19 protein-coding genes are annotated in these 16869 nt (G+C 33.1%); 2 read left to right on the top strand and 17 right to left on the bottom strand.

The window, feature by feature from the left end; translation table 11 throughout:
* Nucleotides 1–30 precede the first annotated feature (30 nt).
* The 7 genes from aroF to tnpA all read right to left on the bottom strand — a co-directional run bounded on the left by aroF (nt 31) and on the right by tnpA (nt 7252).
* Nucleotides 31–876, bottom strand: coding sequence for a 3-deoxy-7-phosphoheptulonate synthase (gene aroF / locus HPRAE_RS10230; RefSeq protein WP_014554136.1), 846 nt, complete (start codon nt 874–876; stop codon nt 31–33).
* 1 nt (nt 877) lies between these two features.
* The gene (gene hisC / locus HPRAE_RS10235; protein ID WP_014554137.1) at nt 878–1981 is read right to left on the bottom strand and encodes a histidinol-phosphate transaminase; all 1104 of its coding nucleotides are present in this window, start codon (nt 1979–1981) and stop codon (nt 878–880) included.
* Nucleotides 1982–3271 carry a 3-phosphoshikimate 1-carboxyvinyltransferase gene (gene aroA / locus HPRAE_RS10240; protein ID WP_014554138.1) on the bottom strand — a complete coding sequence of 430 codons (1290 nt, stop codon included), beginning with the start codon at nt 3269–3271 and terminating at the stop codon, nt 1982–1984. It lies immediately after the preceding gene.
* A gap of 350 nt (nt 3272–3621) precedes the next feature.
* Nucleotides 3622–5109: a sodium:solute symporter family protein gene (locus tag HPRAE_RS10245; protein WP_014554139.1), complete on the bottom strand. Its 1488-nt coding sequence runs from the start codon at nt 5107–5109 to the stop codon at nt 3622–3624.
* Between the two features lie 3 nt (nt 5110–5112).
* Complete coding sequence (locus tag HPRAE_RS10250; RefSeq protein WP_014554140.1) at nt 5113–5310, bottom strand: hypothetical protein; 198 nt, start codon at nt 5308–5310, stop codon at nt 5113–5115.
* Between the two features lie 458 nt (nt 5311–5768).
* On the bottom strand, nt 5769–6857 hold the full coding sequence (locus HPRAE_RS10255; protein WP_014554141.1) for an RNA-guided endonuclease InsQ/TnpB family protein: 1089 nt from the start codon (nt 6855–6857) through the stop codon (nt 5769–5771).
* Between the two features lie 5 nt (nt 6858–6862).
* Nucleotides 6863–7252 carry an IS200/IS605 family transposase gene (tnpA, locus tag HPRAE_RS10260; protein WP_014554142.1) on the bottom strand — a complete coding sequence of 130 codons (390 nt, stop codon included), beginning with the start codon at nt 7250–7252 and terminating at the stop codon, nt 6863–6865.
* A 281-nt stretch (nt 7253–7533) separates the two neighbouring features.
* Here tnpA and HPRAE_RS10265 point away from each other — a divergent pair, with 281 nt between their 5' ends.
* The gene (locus tag HPRAE_RS10265) at nt 7534–7971 is read left to right on the top strand and encodes an OsmC family protein (RefSeq protein ID WP_014554143.1); all 438 of its coding nucleotides are present in this window, start codon (nt 7534–7536) and stop codon (nt 7969–7971) included.
* Between the two features lie 93 nt (nt 7972–8064).
* Here HPRAE_RS10265 and HPRAE_RS10270 read toward each other — a convergent pair whose 3' ends face one another.
* Both HPRAE_RS10270 and HPRAE_RS10275 read right to left on the bottom strand, forming a co-directional pair.
* Nucleotides 8065–8487: a hypothetical protein gene (locus HPRAE_RS10270; protein WP_014554144.1), complete on the bottom strand. Its 423-nt coding sequence runs from the start codon at nt 8485–8487 to the stop codon at nt 8065–8067.
* Nucleotides 8488–8500: 13 nt separating this feature from the next.
* On the bottom strand, nt 8501–9139 hold the full coding sequence (locus tag HPRAE_RS10275) for a class I SAM-dependent methyltransferase (RefSeq protein WP_014554145.1): 639 nt from the start codon (nt 9137–9139) through the stop codon (nt 8501–8503).
* A gap of 210 nt (nt 9140–9349) precedes the next feature.
* On the opposite strand from HPRAE_RS10275, the gene rpsD reads away from it, so the two are divergent.
* Nucleotides 9350–9946 (top strand): 30S ribosomal protein S4, encoded by a 597-nt coding sequence (rpsD, locus tag HPRAE_RS10280; protein WP_014554146.1) that lies wholly within the window; start codon nt 9350–9352, stop codon nt 9944–9946.
* Between the two features lie 103 nt (nt 9947–10049).
* Here rpsD and rlmH read toward each other — a convergent pair whose 3' ends face one another.
* The 8 genes from rlmH to HPRAE_RS10320 all read right to left on the bottom strand — a co-directional run bounded on the left by rlmH (nt 10050) and on the right by HPRAE_RS10320 (nt 16852).
* Nucleotides 10050–10529: a 23S rRNA (pseudouridine(1915)-N(3))-methyltransferase RlmH gene (rlmH, locus tag HPRAE_RS10285; RefSeq protein WP_041607350.1), complete on the bottom strand. Its 480-nt coding sequence runs from the start codon at nt 10527–10529 to the stop codon at nt 10050–10052.
* A 1-nt stretch (nt 10530) separates the two neighbouring features.
* On the bottom strand, nt 10531–11349 hold the full coding sequence (locus HPRAE_RS10290) for an MBL fold metallo-hydrolase (protein ID WP_014554148.1): 819 nt from the start codon (nt 11347–11349) through the stop codon (nt 10531–10533).
* Nucleotides 11350–11352: 3 nt separating this feature from the next.
* Complete coding sequence (locus HPRAE_RS10295; RefSeq protein WP_014554149.1) at nt 11353–12006, bottom strand: redox-sensing transcriptional repressor Rex; 654 nt, start codon at nt 12004–12006, stop codon at nt 11353–11355.
* Between the two features lie 46 nt (nt 12007–12052).
* A complete protein-coding gene (gene metG, locus HPRAE_RS10300) occupies nt 12053–14014 on the bottom strand; it encodes a methionine--tRNA ligase (RefSeq protein WP_014554150.1) in 1962 nt (653 codons plus the stop codon).
* 16 nt (nt 14015–14030) lie between these two features.
* Nucleotides 14031–14906 carry a 16S rRNA (cytidine(1402)-2'-O)-methyltransferase gene (rsmI, locus tag HPRAE_RS10305; RefSeq protein WP_014554151.1) on the bottom strand — a complete coding sequence of 292 codons (876 nt, stop codon included), beginning with the start codon at nt 14904–14906 and terminating at the stop codon, nt 14031–14033.
* 69 nt (nt 14907–14975) lie between these two features.
* On the bottom strand, nt 14976–15695 hold the full coding sequence (locus HPRAE_RS10310; RefSeq protein WP_014554152.1) for a tRNA1(Val) (adenine(37)-N6)-methyltransferase: 720 nt from the start codon (nt 15693–15695) through the stop codon (nt 14976–14978).
* Nucleotides 15696–15698: 3 nt separating this feature from the next.
* Nucleotides 15699–16025 carry an initiation-control protein YabA gene (locus tag HPRAE_RS10315; RefSeq protein WP_014554153.1) on the bottom strand — a complete coding sequence of 109 codons (327 nt, stop codon included), beginning with the start codon at nt 16023–16025 and terminating at the stop codon, nt 15699–15701.
* Between the two features lie 20 nt (nt 16026–16045).
* On the bottom strand, nt 16046–16852 hold the full coding sequence (locus HPRAE_RS10320) for a PSP1 domain-containing protein (protein ID WP_014554154.1): 807 nt from the start codon (nt 16850–16852) through the stop codon (nt 16046–16048).
* Nucleotides 16853–16869: the final 17 nt, after the last annotated feature.

Raw genomic sequence — 16869 nt, forward strand, 5'->3', positions numbered from 1 at the left:
TTTAATCTATTAAAAATTTAAGCCCGTTTCCTATTTAGCTAAAGTGAAAAAATCTAAAGTTGACTGCAGAACCTTAATTTCCTGCATTAATTCCCAAAATTTATTTGGATTTAAAGACTGAAAACCATCTGATACAGAATCATCTGGTTGAGGATGAACTTCAACCATAATTCCATCTGCCCCTACAGCTAAAGCAGCTTTAGACATAGGCTTTACTAACTGCCAACGCCCAGTACCATGACTTGGATCAACAATTACTGGTAAATGACTCAACTGCTGCACTAAAGGGACTGAACTTAAATCAAGAGTATTACGAGTTTCCTGACTAAAAGTCCTAATTCCTCTTTCACATAAAATTACCTTTTGATTACCTGCCTCCATTATATATTCAGCTGCCAGCAACCATTCTTTAATTGTAGCTGCCATTCCTCTTTTAAGCATAACTGGTTTATCTAATTTACCAACTGCCTTTAAGAGAGGATAGTTATCCATATTGCGCGACCCAATTTGAATAATATCAGTATAATGATTAACAAGTTCTAAATGCTCAACATCCATTAACTCTGTAATTATTTTAAGACCTGTCTTTTCTCTAGCTGCTGCTAACAGTTTAAGTCCTTTTTCTCCTAAACCCTGAAAAGAATAAGGAGAAGTGCGGGGTTTAAAAGCACCTCCTCGCAGAATTTCAGCTCCAGCTGCCTTAACTATTTTGGCTATCTCAAAGATCTGTTCTTCATTTTCCACAGCACAAGGCCCAGCAATAACTGTTAGGCTTTGATCACCTATTTTAACTCCATCCCCAAGGTCAATTACTGTTTTATTTTCTTTATGTTTCCAACTAGTCAAATTATAAGTTTGTTTTTGTTTTTTATCCATTTTAATTCATCAACACCTTTTTTAAATTTCTAATAAAAAATTCATTATCTGCTCTAGTTCCAATTGTAACTCGAATCCAATTTTCCATCCCAAACTGACTTCCAGGACTAATAATCACTCCCTTTTTAAGTAATTTTTGATAAACCTCTTGGTCTGATTTTTCTAAATTTATCATCATAAAATTAGACTCAGTTTGAATATACTCTAAACCTAACTTTTCTAATTTTTGATAAAGAGCTTCTTTTTGACTTGCATTTAAATCATGGCAAGTCTTTAAATAAGATTCTGATTCTAAAGCAGTCAAAGCTGCCTGTTGAGCTAAAATATTTATATTAAAAGGACCTCTAATTTTATTGAGCAGACTAACTAAACTAGAATTAGCTAAAGCATAACCTATTCTCATCCCAGCCAAACCATAGGCCTTCGAGAAAGTCCTCAATAAAACTAAATTAGAATGTTTAGCTAACTGATCAACACCACTAAAAAATTCAGGATCTGTAATATACTCTTGATAAGCCTGATCAACTATCACTAATATATCATCTGGAATTCTGCTTAAAAATGATTCAATTGCTTCTGCCTGCAGCATTGTTCCTGTTGGATTATTTGGATTACAAATAAAAATAGCCCTTGTTTGATCTGTAATCTGAGCTTCCATTGCTGCTAGATCGTGCTTGTAATCAGCTGTTAAAGGCACTTTAACACTTTTGCCCCTTCTACTTTTTACAGCTAATTCGTATTTAACAAAAGTAGGATCTGCCTGAATCACTTCAGTTCCGGGCTCTAAAATTAAAGTCAACAAAAGATCTATTATTTCGTCTGATCCATTACCTAAAAAAACCTGCTCTGCTGCTAAATCATATTTAGCTGCTAGCCCTTCTTTTAAGGCTGAACTTTCTGAATCAGGATAGGCATTTACATTTTTTGCCTCAGCTTGAATAGTATCAATCACCTGAATAGCTGGTCCTAAAGCATTGACATTTGAAGCTAAATTAACTACCTTTTCTAAATCATATTCTTCTTTAACCTGAGCTGTACTCTTACCCTTTTGGTAGCGATCTATTTCTTTGATTTCCTTCGGAATTCGTTTAATAAATTTTTCCATCTAAATCACCTCTGCTAATAATTTTTTGAAATTTGGAAATGAAGTCATAATAATCTCACTACCTTGAATAGAAAGACCCTGCTTAGTTTTTAAAGCAAGTATTGCTAGTGACATTGCAATTCGATGATCATAATAACTTTTGAGCTGAACTCCCCCTTCTACTTGCTGTGGCCCTATAATTTCCATGCCATCAGCTTGAGCTTCAATTTCAATTCCCAGTTTTCTAAATTCAGTTACTAGTGCCTTAATCCTATCAGTTTCTTTAACTCTCAGCTCAGCTGCATCTTTAATTACTGTTTTACCCTCTGCAAAAACAGCTAAAACTGCAATAATAGGCAGTTCATCAATTAAACGCGGAATTATTTTTCCTTTAATTTCCACCGCTTTTAAAGTAGAAGGCCTAACTAAAATATCAGCTATTTTTTCACCAGCTTCTTCTTTTTTATTTAAAATTTCAAAATTAGCTCCCATGGCCTTGATTACTTCCAAAAAACCACTTCGAGTCTGATTAATCCCTACATTTTTAATTAAAAGCTCACCTTTTTTAGCTAAAATAGCAGCAGCTATAAAAAAAGCAGCTGAAGAAATATCACCAGGAATCTTGCTTCTTAAGGGTTTGATTCTTCTTTTTTTAGCTTGTTTAAGAATTATTCTATCTGCTAAAATTTCTAAATCTACCCCTGCTTCTTTTAACATCCGCTCAGTATGATCCCTAGAGACAGCTGGTTCGATAATCACTGTTTCAGCTTCTGTTTTTAAAGCTGCTAAAAGAATTGCAGATTTAAGTTGGGCACTAGCTACAGGTAAATTATATTTTAAAGCTTTTAGCTTTTGGCCCTGAATACTTAAAGGGGCCAGCCCTTTTTTTCTGGACCAAATTTTTGCTCCCATCTGCGAAAGAGGCTTAATTATTCTGGCCATCGGTCTTTTTAAAAGAGAATGATCTCCACTTAAAACTGAATAAAAATCTTGAGCTGCTAAAAGCCCTGTTAAAAGCCGCATTGAAGTCCCCGAATTACCACAATCTAAAATGTTTTTTGCTTCTTTTAAACCATTTAGGCCTTGACCTTTAATTAAGTATTCTCCAGCTTTGATTTTAACTATTTCAGGACCCAAATCAGCCATAATATTTAAGGTTTTTAAACAATCTTCAGCTTCTAAAAGACCCTCTATTTTACTTTCTCCTTCTGCTAAAGCTGCCAATATAATTGAGCGATGAGAAATTGACTTATCACCTGGAACTTCAATTTGGCCACTAATTTTAGTAGCTGGTTTAACCTGATAGGCCATAATTACCTCCTTTTTTTGCTGTTTAGAAAACTAAAAAGTATAGAAATTTTGAAATACAAAAAAATCGCCCCTCCGTCAGGGCGATTAATATCGTGACAACACCTGTCTTAATCTTCCTTAGAACAGATTATCTCTACTAAAAATTAAGACTTACTTACTTGTTATAAGTCTTATTTTAAATTTTAAAAACTTAAGTTTCAGCTCTTAACTCAAAAAAATATCTATTTAAATTTATTCGCAAAATTTTATAATTTAAATTTTGATTATTTCATACTAATTATAGCAAGCAATCCTGCTTATGTCAAATAGGAGACCCCTATTTTGATTAAGCTTAAAACCTCTATTTTAGTTTAAATTATATTTCTTTTATTACATTCTGACTCAAGATAACCAATAAATTCTTCGGCTTTAGCTTGAGGAGCTTTAGTTAGCAAACTAACTCCAATAAAAATAGCTGTAGTAATTACTAAAGTCCAGACTCCTGCTCCCAGGCCCAATGGTCTTAAAGCACTAAATTGTAAAATAAGAGTAGTCAGCGAACCTAGAAAAATACTACTCAAGGCAGCTGCAGCTGTGGCTTTTCTCCAAAAAAAGGCACCAAAAATTGAAGGTACTACAACTAAGAGGCCAACTGAAGCTGCTACCGAAAGAGTTGCAATTAGATTTAACTCTTGAGCGGCAAAGAAAAAACCAAGTAAAGCAATAATTAAAATAGCCATTTGAGCTAGTTTAAGTTCTTTTAAATCTTGATTTCCTTTTAAATCTAGTTCTTTTTTTCTAAAAATATCTTTAACTAACAAAGACGAAAGAGTTAGCATAATCGAATCAATAGTAGAAATAGCCGCTGCTGTAATCCCTACCATAGCAACTAAAGCTAAAAGATCAGGTACATATTTAGAAGCTAATAATTGAGGAGTAGCTAAATCTGGATTAGCTAGCTTTGGTAATAAGAGGCTGGCAGAAAAACCCCAAAAAACAGCAACTAAGGTATAAATAAAACCGAAGATCAAAAAGCCTTTAATCATAGTTTTCATTGCCTTTAAATCACGGGGTATAAATAGGCGCTGGCTTACCTGAGGATTAGAAATTGAAAAGAAAAACCAGGGTAAACTTAAGGCTAAAAATCTTCGCCAATTAAAAAAGCCTGAGCCTGGTACAGTCAAAACTTGAGCTTCTAAAGCAGAAAGTGAACTAAACAATTCTCTAAAACCACCTAAATGCTGATAAACTACATAAAATAAAATAATGATACTAACTAAAATCATAATTAGTGACTGGAGAGAATCAGTCCAAGTCACTGACTTCATGCCTGCCATTAAGGCCCAAGCAATTGCTAAAAAAGTAGCAATCCCGACTCCAAACAAAAAAGGAATCTGACCTCCACTTAAACTATTGAGCAAATAACCAACTCCCATCAACTGCACAGCTAAATAGGGAATTAAAAAAATACAGGCTGTTAAAGCAGCCAAAAAAGCAACAGCTTGATTTTGATAGCGATCACCTAGCATTTCATAAGGAGAAAGATAATTATTTTTTTTACCAATTAACCAAAAACGAGGGCCAAAAAAAGCGACTAAAGATAAGCCTGACAAATAAATTAATTCAAAACCAAGAGCTCCTACCCCACCTGAATAAGTAAAACCAGCTAAACCAATCATCATAAAAGCACTATAAGTTGTAGCACTATAAGATAAGGCTGCAATAACTCCATTTGTATTTCTACCACTTAAAAAATATTCGACTAAACCAGGTTTCATCTCTTTTCTGGCTTTAAATGCAACTAAAAAACCAATAATAATATATAAAAAAATTGCTATGTACAAATATCTTGCTGACATAAATTATTCCCTCCAGTAACTTGTAATTTTGATAGTTAAAAAAATAACAATTAAAGCAAAAATAAGCCAGAATAAAAAGGCTCCTCTAAATAAGTTAATTGAGCTAAATAAAGTATAAGGTACAATGAAAGCAGAAATTACTAAAACTAAAATTAGACTGAGATAAAGCCAGCGTAATTTTTTTAATTTGCTTTTTTTCATTTTGATTAATCACTCCTTTTTTATTTTTTGACTTTACAGCTGTCTTGACATTGACATCCTCCCCGCCCGTTCGCAAAGCTTAGGACCGAGGATTCCTTAAAGGAACTTTCACCGAAACTCTTTTTTTGTATTACGAAATTCTAGTTTCAATATTAGCCAGCGAGCCCATTTCAATAACCCTACATTTGTGATACGCATAGTTGGGTTAGCATTAGGCTATCGAGGCCTTCACGAGGTTGTCTGCTGATTAAATGCCAGTCCATTTCTGGTAGGCAAGTGCACTGAAACTCTCTTTGTAGTTGCGTATTGATAGTTTCAGTATTAGGTCATCGAGACCGTCATGACGCAAACTTCAGGCTGTGCCATCAGCCCTCCTGAGATAGCCGACTATGCATTCTAATAGCATATTCCTAGCACTATTGCTAATATAGGCACTCAGGCACTTAGACTATTACCATCTAAGCAGATTGTTGTTCTAAATATTTATTAGCTATATTACGACTTGCATTTAAATCAGAGTGGATATGATTACCACACTCACAAGAGTATAGATTAGCTTTACGGTTAGATTTTTTAACTTTAGCACATCTAGAACAACTCTGGGAAGTGTACTTTGGATTTATATATTCCACCTTCATCCCAGCTAATTCAGCTTTGTATTCAATAAACTGTTGAAGTTGATAAAAAGTCCAGCTATGGATGTTTCTATCAGCTCTATTAAGACTCTTAATAGTATTTCGGATATTCTCTAGATTCTCCATAATTATAGAACCAACTTTCTCCTGCACAGCAAGATTAATAAGTTGGCGACTAATTTTATGGTTTAAATCAGTAATCCTTCTCTGCTCTTTGTCATTAATATTTTTAATAGCTTTAATTTTTTTAGATTGACCCAGTTTTTTTCTTAACATACGATACTTTTTGCGGATAAAACCTGCCTGTTTACCATTGTAGAATTGGCGATTAATCTCTTTGCCTTGAGGAGTTTTAACACTAGCAACTGCTAATTGGCGAAGCCCTATATCAATTCCCATTAAATTAGAGTTAGTGGTTTTTTTATCAGCAATTTTAATTGTTACAGCAAAATACCATTTACCTCTCTTGTAGAAGAGACTGGCTTTACCCAATTTGCAGCCACTATCGATATGCTGCTGCAGATCTTCAAACCTTTCAGTCTGCTTAACAGGAAAAGCGAATCTTTTGCATTTGCTGGTATAAAGCGGAATTGAAATTATATGATGATCAATCTTATAATTTTGATTATTATAGCAAATAGGTTGATTCTCTTTAAACTCTATATTTTCTTTTTTAGAGTTAGACTTTAAAAACTGTTTATAGAGTGCTTTAACTTCTCTAATATTCTGATTTTTAACAGCAGAGGGAAGGTTAAGCTCTTTAAAATCAGCAGAACTCAAGTTAATTTCTCCTGTTTTAAGTTTTGCAGCAATAGCCTGACGATTCTTAACTACTTCTACAATGTTATTTAAGAATATATTTTCTTTTCTTTTAGTTGGTTTTAACAACTCTAAAATATAGGTTAGCTGCATATTAATCACCTTTGATTTTCAATGTAGTGTTGGATAGTTTCAGAACTCACATTACCTGCAGTAGCTACAAAATATGCTCTAGTCCAAATAGAACCTTTAATATTCAACTCTGGAAAGTGCTTTGATATTCTCCCTCCAGTAGTATCTTTAATGATATTCATTAGCTTACTGGGAGAATACTTAGGCAAAGCTGATATAAAAAGGTGTATATGATCTGGCATTATTTCAGTAGCCAATACTTCAAATTTATGCTTATCAGCTAATTCATTGATAGTATCTAAGGTTAATTGTTTAATTTTAGGATTATCTAAAATATGTTTTCTATATTTAGGAATCCATATAAAATGATAATTTAAAAGAAACTTTGCATGTCTTGTGTTTTTATAGGTATTCATTATTAAAATCTCCTAAATGTTAGCTGTTAAACACATTATATCATAAACATATGTTCATTTTCAAGAATATATTATACAAAATTTTAATTTCCACATTGACTAAAAATTAAAATAGCTGATTCATCCCCGCCCATTATCATAGGCGAGGCTTTCTCAGCTATAATTCTGTAAAGACAGCAATTGCAAAAATTATTTTTTTTAGTTAAAAAAGGATTTTCAAAACTTTTGCATAATTAGTTAATTGAGAGACAGAAAATAAATTAAAATGGAAGGTGATTTTAATGCCAATGGCAAATTATTCAATCAAAGCTAAAAGTAAAAGTGCTGCCAAAATTATATCTAAAACTCAAGGTGGGTTTGAAATTATAATTGATGAGCCCGAAGAACAAGGAGGGACTAATGATGGCCCAAATCCAGTTGAATATGTTTTATCTGCTTTAGCTGGCTGTCTGAATGTAGTTGGTCATTTAGTTGCTCAAGAAATGGGTTTTAATTTAAAAGATTTAGAAATCGAAATTAGCGGTCAGCTTGATCCAGCCAAGTTTATGGGTCAATCAGATGAAGCTAGAGCTGGTTACCAAAAAATTGAAGTTAAAATGATTGCAGATACAGATGCAGACCAAGCTACTTTAGCTAAGTGGTTAAAAACTGTTGAAGCTCGCTGCCCAGTTAGTGATAATTTGAGTAAGCAAACACCTGTTGAAATTGGACTTAAATAATTAAAATTAATAATTAACTAAAAAACTAAAACCCTGCTTAAGCTTCTATAGCTCAGCAGGGTTTTTATTTTGAGTTTCTAATTGTTTACTTTTTTATTCTTCTGTCTCAACTAAAAGCTTTCCGCCACCAACATAGCTTTTATTTGGGAAAACTACTCTAACTTGATAAGGTAATCTTTCCCCACTCATACTATCTTGATAATCTTTTTTCATTACAACAACCTGAAACTGAATTGCATCATTTTCGACATAATAAATTTTGTCTTCTCCAACTGGGCCAATCCAAAGATCATCAACAGGTGCCTTAAGCTCTAAATCACCATAGTTATTAACAAATTTTATTCTCTGATCTTCTCTAATTTCTACCAGCCAGCCAGGCTCATTTCCTACTGCTCTAAATTGAACTCCTTCTGCCTTGGCTTCCTGCCAAACATCCTGTGCTTCAGCTCCAACTGGTAAAACAATGAGTAAAGTTAAACTTAAAGCCAAAATTAAAATAAAAGTATTTTTCTGCAAGACTTTTCCTCCTCTAGGATTTTAATAAAATATATTTTTGCTGGTCAGTATAAACTATTTCTAAACCATATTTGGCAGCAATTTTTTTAAAAGTTTTATGATTATAAAAGGTGATATGGGTTGGATCCCAGGTATACCACCAATCAGAAAACTCTGCTGGCCCAGGATGGAAAGAAGTCATAATTGCCAAATACCCACCCTTTTTTAAAAGAGATTTTAATAATTTAATTTCTTTAACTGGATCCACAAAGTGTTCAAAAACTTCTGTGGAAGTAATTAAATCATATTTTTTCTCTTTAAAATCTTCTTCTGGATAAAAATAGGGATCATATAATTGAACATCTAAGCCTTTTGCTGCCAAAAGATCCGCTAAAACCGGGCCAGGACCACAACCAAACTCCAAAACACTATCTATTTGCTTTAAATCAAGCTGAGGCTCAATTACTTGCTTAATAAAATCCTCAAACATCTGCACATAGCCTTCATTTTGATGATTATTATCATGACCCTCATATCTTGACTTTTCTACTTCTGGTTCAACTACTGCTTCTGGCTCAATAAAAATGAGTCGACAATTTTTACAATAATAATATTTATCTTTAGTACCTAATAAATCTAAATCACTACTACTTCCGCAAAGCTTACAAAGCAAAATCTCACTCCTTTATCAAATTTTATAGTTCCATATAACATTATATGATATAAGTAGTGGCTTTGTAAATTATTTTTAGCAAAAAATAAATAAATTTTAAATCAGCAAATTGTTAAATAGTAACTTTTCTTTTTAATTTAAACTTGATAAAATTACTATGGTTAATCACCGCGGCTAATAGTTAGATTATAATAAGGAGGAAATTAGAAATTGGCCAGAAAAAGAAATCCAAGGTTTAAAGAGTCAAGAAGATTAGGTCTTAATATTTATGGACATCCAAAAGCAATGAAAAGAGCAGATGGCACTTTTAATAGAGCAAATAGAAAATTATCAAATTACGGACAGCAGTTACTCGAAAAACAGAGGCTGAGAGCTTACTATGGTTTAATGGAAAATAAATTCAGCCGTTATGTAAAAGAAGCTGTGAAAGAAAATGGTGTTGCAGGTGATAATTTGATTAAAAGTCTAGAAAAAAGACTTGATAATTTAGTCTATAGAGCTGGTTTTGCTCGTTCAATTAGACAAGCTAGACAAATGGTAGTTCACGGCCATATACTTGTTAATGGCAAAAAAATAGATATCCCCTCATATGCAATTAAAATCGGGGATCAAATTTCTTTAAGAAATAAATATAGAAAAAATAATTTATTTAGAGAAAACTTTTTAGATAGACATTTAAGTGAGTTTGAATACTTAGAGCGTGACTATGATAATTTCTCAGCTAAATTAAAAGCAGAAATAGAAATCGACGAAATTCCAATTGAAATAAATGATCAATTAGTAATCGAATTTTATTCACGCAAATAGGGTATTGTTATTTTATTCACTTGTACCGGGTACAAAAGAGTTTAACAATTGTTAAAATTGTTAACAACTTTTTGTACCCGGTCTTTTATTTTAAAAAATGAATTTATAAATGATAAGGCTCATTATTATTAATTTTAAAAGCACGATAAATCTGTTCTAATAAAATTAAACGAATCATCTGGTGAGTAAAAGTCATATGTGATAGGGAAAATCTATAATCTGCTTTTTTTAAAACAAAATCACTTAAGCCTGTTGCTCCTCCAATAATAAAGCTAAAAGAACTATAACCTCTAACCTGTAAATTATGGAGTGATTTAGCAAAACCAGTTGAAGTCATGGGTTTTCCCTTAACATCTAGAGCAAAAACATAACTTCGTTCAGGTAGAGCCTCTAAAATTTTCTCTCCCTCCAAAGCCTGCAGAGCAGCCAGATCCTTAGCAGAGCTGTTTTTAGGCACAGTTTCTGCCTTAACTTCGACAAAATTCAAATCACAATAATGTTTTAATCTTTTTTCAAATTCTAAAATCCCAGCTTCTAAAAATGAAGCTTTTAAAGCCCCAACTGTTATTAAATTAATTTTAATTTTAACCAACTCCCTTTACTTGAGCTTTACTGTCAATCCGAAATAAAGAGGTGGTTTTTGCCTGAGCAGCACACTCTAAATGCAAATCTTTTCCAACTTCTAAACCCGCTTCTTTTAAACCATTATTAACAGTTATATAAGCTACCTTGGGGTTATTATTTTCCTCACTCAAATGGGCTAAAACTACAGTTGGAAAATTATCAGCAACTAAACTAGGTAGCAAAGCTGCTGCTGCATCATTTGATAAATGACCTTCTGTACCCTTAATTCTATTTTTTAGAAAATAAGGGTATTTACCTGTCATCAGCATTTCTAAATCATGATTTGATTCTAAAACATAAAAATCTGCTCCCTTAATTTTAGCAATCACTTCTGCAGACATGAGGCCTGTATCAGTAGCAACCACAATCTTTTTATCTTCTACTTGACAAGTGTAGCCAACTGGTTGGGCTGCATCATGTGAAAGTGAGTAGGGAGAAAATTTTAAGTTTCCAACCAAAAAATCACCAGTAAAAACTCGCTTGTTTTCTGCTTTTATTTTACCTAAATCAGCCTCAGCAGCTCCCCAAGTACCATCATTAGCATAAATGGGGATCTTATAGCGTCTGGACAAAACACCTATACTTTTAATATGATCTTTATGTTCATGGGTTACTAATAAAGCATCTAAATCTGCTGGATCTAAACCCAGACAATTCATTCTGGCCTCAATAGCTTTACCACTTAAACCAGCATCAACTAAAACTGAATTTTTGCCTGCTCTAATATAAGTGGAATTACCTTTGCTGCCACTTGCTAAAACTGCTGTTTCAATCTTCAAAGCTTATTCACCCTTCGCTTCCATTTCTTGCCAACTTAAATTATAAATTAAAGAAACAATACCAACTGCTAAGTCTTCATTTTTAACATCAACATCATCTGGTACATATAATCTGGTGGGAGCAAAATTCCAAATAGCTTTAATCCCAGCAGCTACCATCTGATCTGCAACATCTTGTGCTGCTTCTGTCGGAACTGAAATAACTCCTAATTTAATCTCATTTTCTTTAATTATTGCTTCCATTTTTTTAATATCTTCAACTTGACGCTCATTAATCTTGGTTCCAATTTTTGTAGAATCATTATCTAAAACATGTGTTATCTCAAAACCCATTGTAGTAAAAGTCTTATAATTAACTAAAGCATGGCCCAAATGTCCAGCTCCAGCTAAAACTGCAGGCCAGATTCGGTCAACACCTAAAATTTTACCAACAGATGTTTTTAATTCATTAACATTATAACCAACACCACGACGACCAAACTCACCATAATAAGAGAGATCTTTGCGAACCTGAGTCGAAGGGATTCCTAATTTACCCCCTAAATCTTTAGATGAGACAACTTCAACTTCTTCGAAAGTATCCATTTTATCAAGGCATCTGTAATATAACGGCAGTCGCTCAATTGTCGCTTTTGGTATATTCTCTCTGCTTTTCACTTTTTATTCCTCCAATTTCTATATTTATTATTATTTTACTTAACTTCTATTTTACTTGACTTCCATTTGCAATTTCAGAACTAACTGTAGATAAAACCATATTACCTTCAGGATCAGAAGCTGCTAAAATCATACCTTCAGATTTAACTCCAAAAATTGTGGCAGGTTCTAGATTAGCAACAATTAAAATTTGCTTCCCAATTACAGCTTCAGCCTCAAATTTCTTAGCAATTCCAGCTACTAATTGTCTTTTTTCTAAACCAATATCAACTTGTAATTTAAGTAATTTATTGCTACCTTCAATTTTTTCTGCCTCTAAAATTTCGGCAACTCTTATATCGGCATCCATAAAATCACTAAATGTAATTCTTTCTTTAATTTCAACTAAATCCATTTTTTCTCTCTCCTTTAAATCTTTATCTTTAGATTTTTCTTTTCTCTGCTCAACTTTTTCAAAATATTCTTCCAGAACTATACGAGGGAACATAGGCTCTCCATTCTTAACTTTAACTCCTGTTTTTAATGATCCCCAAGTTGCAGCTTCCCAATCAGCATCTTCTATAGCCTCTAGTTGTCCTAACTGCTGGCCCATTTTAAAAGGAGCTTCTGTTAAAAATGGTTTTAACATTACAGCTATAATTCTGAGAGATTCTAAAAGATTATAGAGTACTGTTTTTAGACGATCTCTTTTTGCAGGCTCTTTTGCTAAAAGCCAAGGACTTGTTTGATCAATATATTTATTTGTCCTCCGCACAAAGTTCCATATTTTTTCTAAAGCTACAGTATATTTTAGTTTTTCCATTTCGATTTCTACTTCTTTTTTAGTTTGAGCAGCCAAATCGATTAATTCTTGATCTAAATCTGCTTTTTCTGCTACTTTTGGAATTTCACTATCAAAATACTGGTCTACCATTGACACTGTTCTATTTAAAAGGTTACCAAGATCATTTGCTAAATCAGAATTAATCCGCTGAATCAATGATTCGGTAGAATATTTTCCGTCTGTACCAAAGGCAACTTCTCTTAAAAGATAATAACGGATAGCATCTTTACCAAAGTCATCAATTAAAACAACTGGATCAACTACATTACCTTTTGATTTAGACATTTTGCCTGTTTCACTTAAAAGCCAGCCGTGACCAAATACCTGTTTTGGCAGCTCTAAATCCAAGGCCATAATAATAATAGGCCAGATTATAGTGTGAAAACGAAGTATATCTTTACCAACTAAATGCAAATCAGCAGGCCAATATTTTTCGAAATTTTCCTGATCAGTTTGATAACCAATTGCTGTTAAATAATTACTTAAAGCATCAATCCAAACATAAATAACATGATCATCATCAATTGGCACTGGTATTCCCCACTCAAAAGTAGTTCTAGAAACACTCAAATCATCTAAACCATTTTCAATAAAATTAATCATTTCATTGCGGCGAGATTCAGGTTCAATAAACTCAGGATGATCTTTAATATGCTCTAAAAGTCGATCTGCATATTTACTCATTTTAAAGAAATAGCTTTCTTCTTCTACCCATTCTACTTCTCTATGGCAGTCAGGACAAACTTTTTCTTCTTTTGCTTCTTCTAATTGCCTTTCTGTCCAAAAAGCTTCACAAGGTGTACAATACCAACCCTCATACTTACCTTTATAGATATCACCTTGGTCATAAAGTTTTTCAAATATCTGCTGCACAACTTTTTCATGTCTAGCTTCAGTTGTCCGAATAAAATAATCATATTCAATATCTAATTTGTCCCACAGGTTTTTAAAAGTTGCTACAATCTGATCAACATATTCTTTAGCTTCTTTACCTGCTGCCTGAGCTTTACGCTCTATTTTTTGACCGTGTTCATCTGAGCCAGTCAAAAACATAGTGTCAAAACCTCGCATTTTTTTGTAGCGAGCAATTGTATCGGCAGCAACTGTTGTATAAGCATGGCCGATATGTAATTTATCACTGGGGTAGTAAATTGGAGTTGTTACATAATAGGTATCTTTAGTCAAAGTTAATCATCCTTTCTTAATTATTTTCAAATTTATTTTTATCAACCGAAATAGCTACAGCTTCTTTGTAAACCTTGCTTTTAGGGAGTTCTCTTAACTTAGCAACTTTTTTAATTGCTTGTTTTTTAGTCATTCCACTTCCAATTAAAAGCTCAAGGTGTTCTAAAATACTATATTCTTCCCAACCTTCAGTTTCAACCTGAACCTGATTTCTCCCTGAAACAACTATTACTATTTCGCCTTTAATTGTTTGATCACTTAATTCTGCTGCTAGTTCAGCTAAACTGCCATAATATTTTTGTTCGTGGATTTTAGTTATTTCTCGAGCTACTAAAGCCTGCCTAGCTCCTAATTCCTGACTAAAGTCAGCTAAATCCTTTAAAGTCTCTTTAAGTCGATAAGGTGATTCGTAAAAAGCTGTTGTTGTTTGGGCTAAAGCCAGCTCTTCTAAGAATTTTTTTCTTTTTTTACCAGAACGAGGAATAAAGGCCTTAAAAGAAAAAGCAGAAATATCAAGTCCTGAAACAACAAGAGCTGCTAAAAAAGCACTTGGCCCAGGAATAGGAATTACTTCAATTCCAGCTTTGATTGCTTTTTTGACTAAAATCTCACCGGGATCAGAAATAGCAGGCATCCCAGCATCACTAACTAAAGCAATATTTTTGCCTTCTTGCATTAGAGAAATAAGTTCTTCACTTCTAGCCTGCTCATTATGTTCATGATAACTAATCAATTTTGTTTTAATAGAAAAATAATTCAGAAGCTTCTGGCTCCTGCGAGTATCTTCACAAGCTATTAAATCAACTTTTTTTAAAGTCTGCAGCAGGCGCTGACTTACATCATCTAAATTACCAATTGGGGTTCCACATAAATAAAGTTTTGCTTCTTGCAAAAAATAACCTCCTGTTTCAAAACATTAACTTAACTTTAAAACTAATTTTAAAGATTTGTTAAAAGTTAATTAAAGTCCATAAATTTCTTTTAGTTCTGCTGTATACTCACTACTATCAGCCTGATAAATAATCAAAACTGGTTTAACTCTCAAGCCAGGATTAGCTCCTTTTTTAGCTTTGAGTAAAAAGATATCGGCTTCTTTATCCTGCCGAGCTTGGACCAAGCGTAGTTCTTTGGCCTGACAGTTATGACGAGCTAAAGTTTCAATTACTTCTGTCAATCTTTCTGCCCGATGAACAAGAAAAAAATGGCCTCCATATTTTAAAAGTCTGGCTGCCTCAGCTACTACAGCTTCTAAATCTGCTTTGAGCTCATGTCTAGCAATTGCTACATAATCATTTTCCTTTAATTTTCCACTTGCTACTGGTAGATAAGGTGGATTAGAAACTACAACATCAAAAGAACCTGTTTTATATTTAGAGTCTAAAGTGCAAAGGTCTTGATTAACAATTTCAATTTGCTCACTTAAGTTATTAAACTCCACATTTTTTTGAGCTAAAGCAGCTGCTTCAGCCTGAATTTCAACTCCAGTTACTTTTATTTCTGGATTTTTATATGCTAAAAGCAGTGGAATCACACCACTGCCTGTACCGAGATCAATAACTTGATCTCCACGTCTCAATTTTACAAAGTTTGCCAAAAGTACAGAATCAGTTCCAAATTTAAAAAATCTATCATCTTGTATAATTTCTAGTTCATTTTCAATTAAATAATGAATCTTTTCCATCACTTATTTCTCCTTACCCTGATTTTCAAGTAGATTTAAACAAAAAAGGCATTCTCCTTTTCTTTTTTCACCAAAACTTAAAGGACAAACATGATAACCTTCATCATAAATGTGAATTAAATTACTATAACCTTCTTTTTCAACTACTGATTCTTCTGCTTCTTCTTGGTCTTTAAAAAGCAAAGACCTCAATTCTTCATTTTCTCGCTGCAGCTCTTCATTCTCCTGATACAGTTGGTAGGTTATATCTTTAAGTTTATGAAACCTGAGGGAAAGTGCCTCAATTTGCTCCTGAAAATGGGCAAGGCTGCTTAGTATTTCCTGGTCCATTAAATTTCCTTCCTTTCAAATCAAGTTAAATCATAGTCAGCCAAATCTTCGACATTTATCTCCAAATTTTCTTCAGTGCCAATATCAACTTCTATAGTATGTTTAACTAAATTACGATCTACAACTTTTCCTTTACCCATCTCTAATTCAATTTTAGTTCCAATATTTGGCATTAGTTGTTTTAGTTCTTTGTAGGTCTGAGCTTCATAACGTAAGCAGCACATTAAACGGCCACATAAGCCAGATATTTTGGAAGGATTAAGGGATAAATTTTGTTTTTTGGCCATTTTAATTGAAATTGGTTGAAAATCACGTAAAAAAGTAGCACAACAGACAGGAAGTCCACAAGGACCTAAACCACCCAGCATTTTAGCTTCATCTCTAACCCCTATTTGCCTTAATTCAATTCTTGTTTTAAAAACAGAGGCTAAATCTTTAACTAATTCTCTAAAATCTACTCTACCATCAGCGGTGAAATAAAAAATTATTTTATTATGATCAAAAGTATATTCAACATCTATTAATTTCATTGGTAAACCATGTTTTTTAATTTTCTTAAAGCAAATAGTTTTAGCTTCTTTTTCTAATTCTAAATTATGCTCATGTTTATCTCTATCTTTTAAAGTCGCTTTTCTCATTACATCTTTTAAAGGAGCAACTATTTCTTCATCAGCAATCTCTTTTTTTCCAACAACTACTTCGGCATATTCTATACCGCGAGCAGTTTCCACTATTACATAATCACCGGTCTTCAGCTCAAGTTCACCAGGGTCAAAATAATAGATTTTCCCGGCTTTTTTGAAACTAACTCCAACTACCGTATTCATTAAAATACACACCTCAT

Origin of the sequence: Halanaerobium praevalens DSM 2228 (genome assembly GCF_000165465.1) — a bacterium.
Taxonomy (GTDB): domain Bacteria; phylum Bacillota; class Halanaerobiia; order Halanaerobiales; family Halanaerobiaceae; genus Halanaerobium; species Halanaerobium praevalens.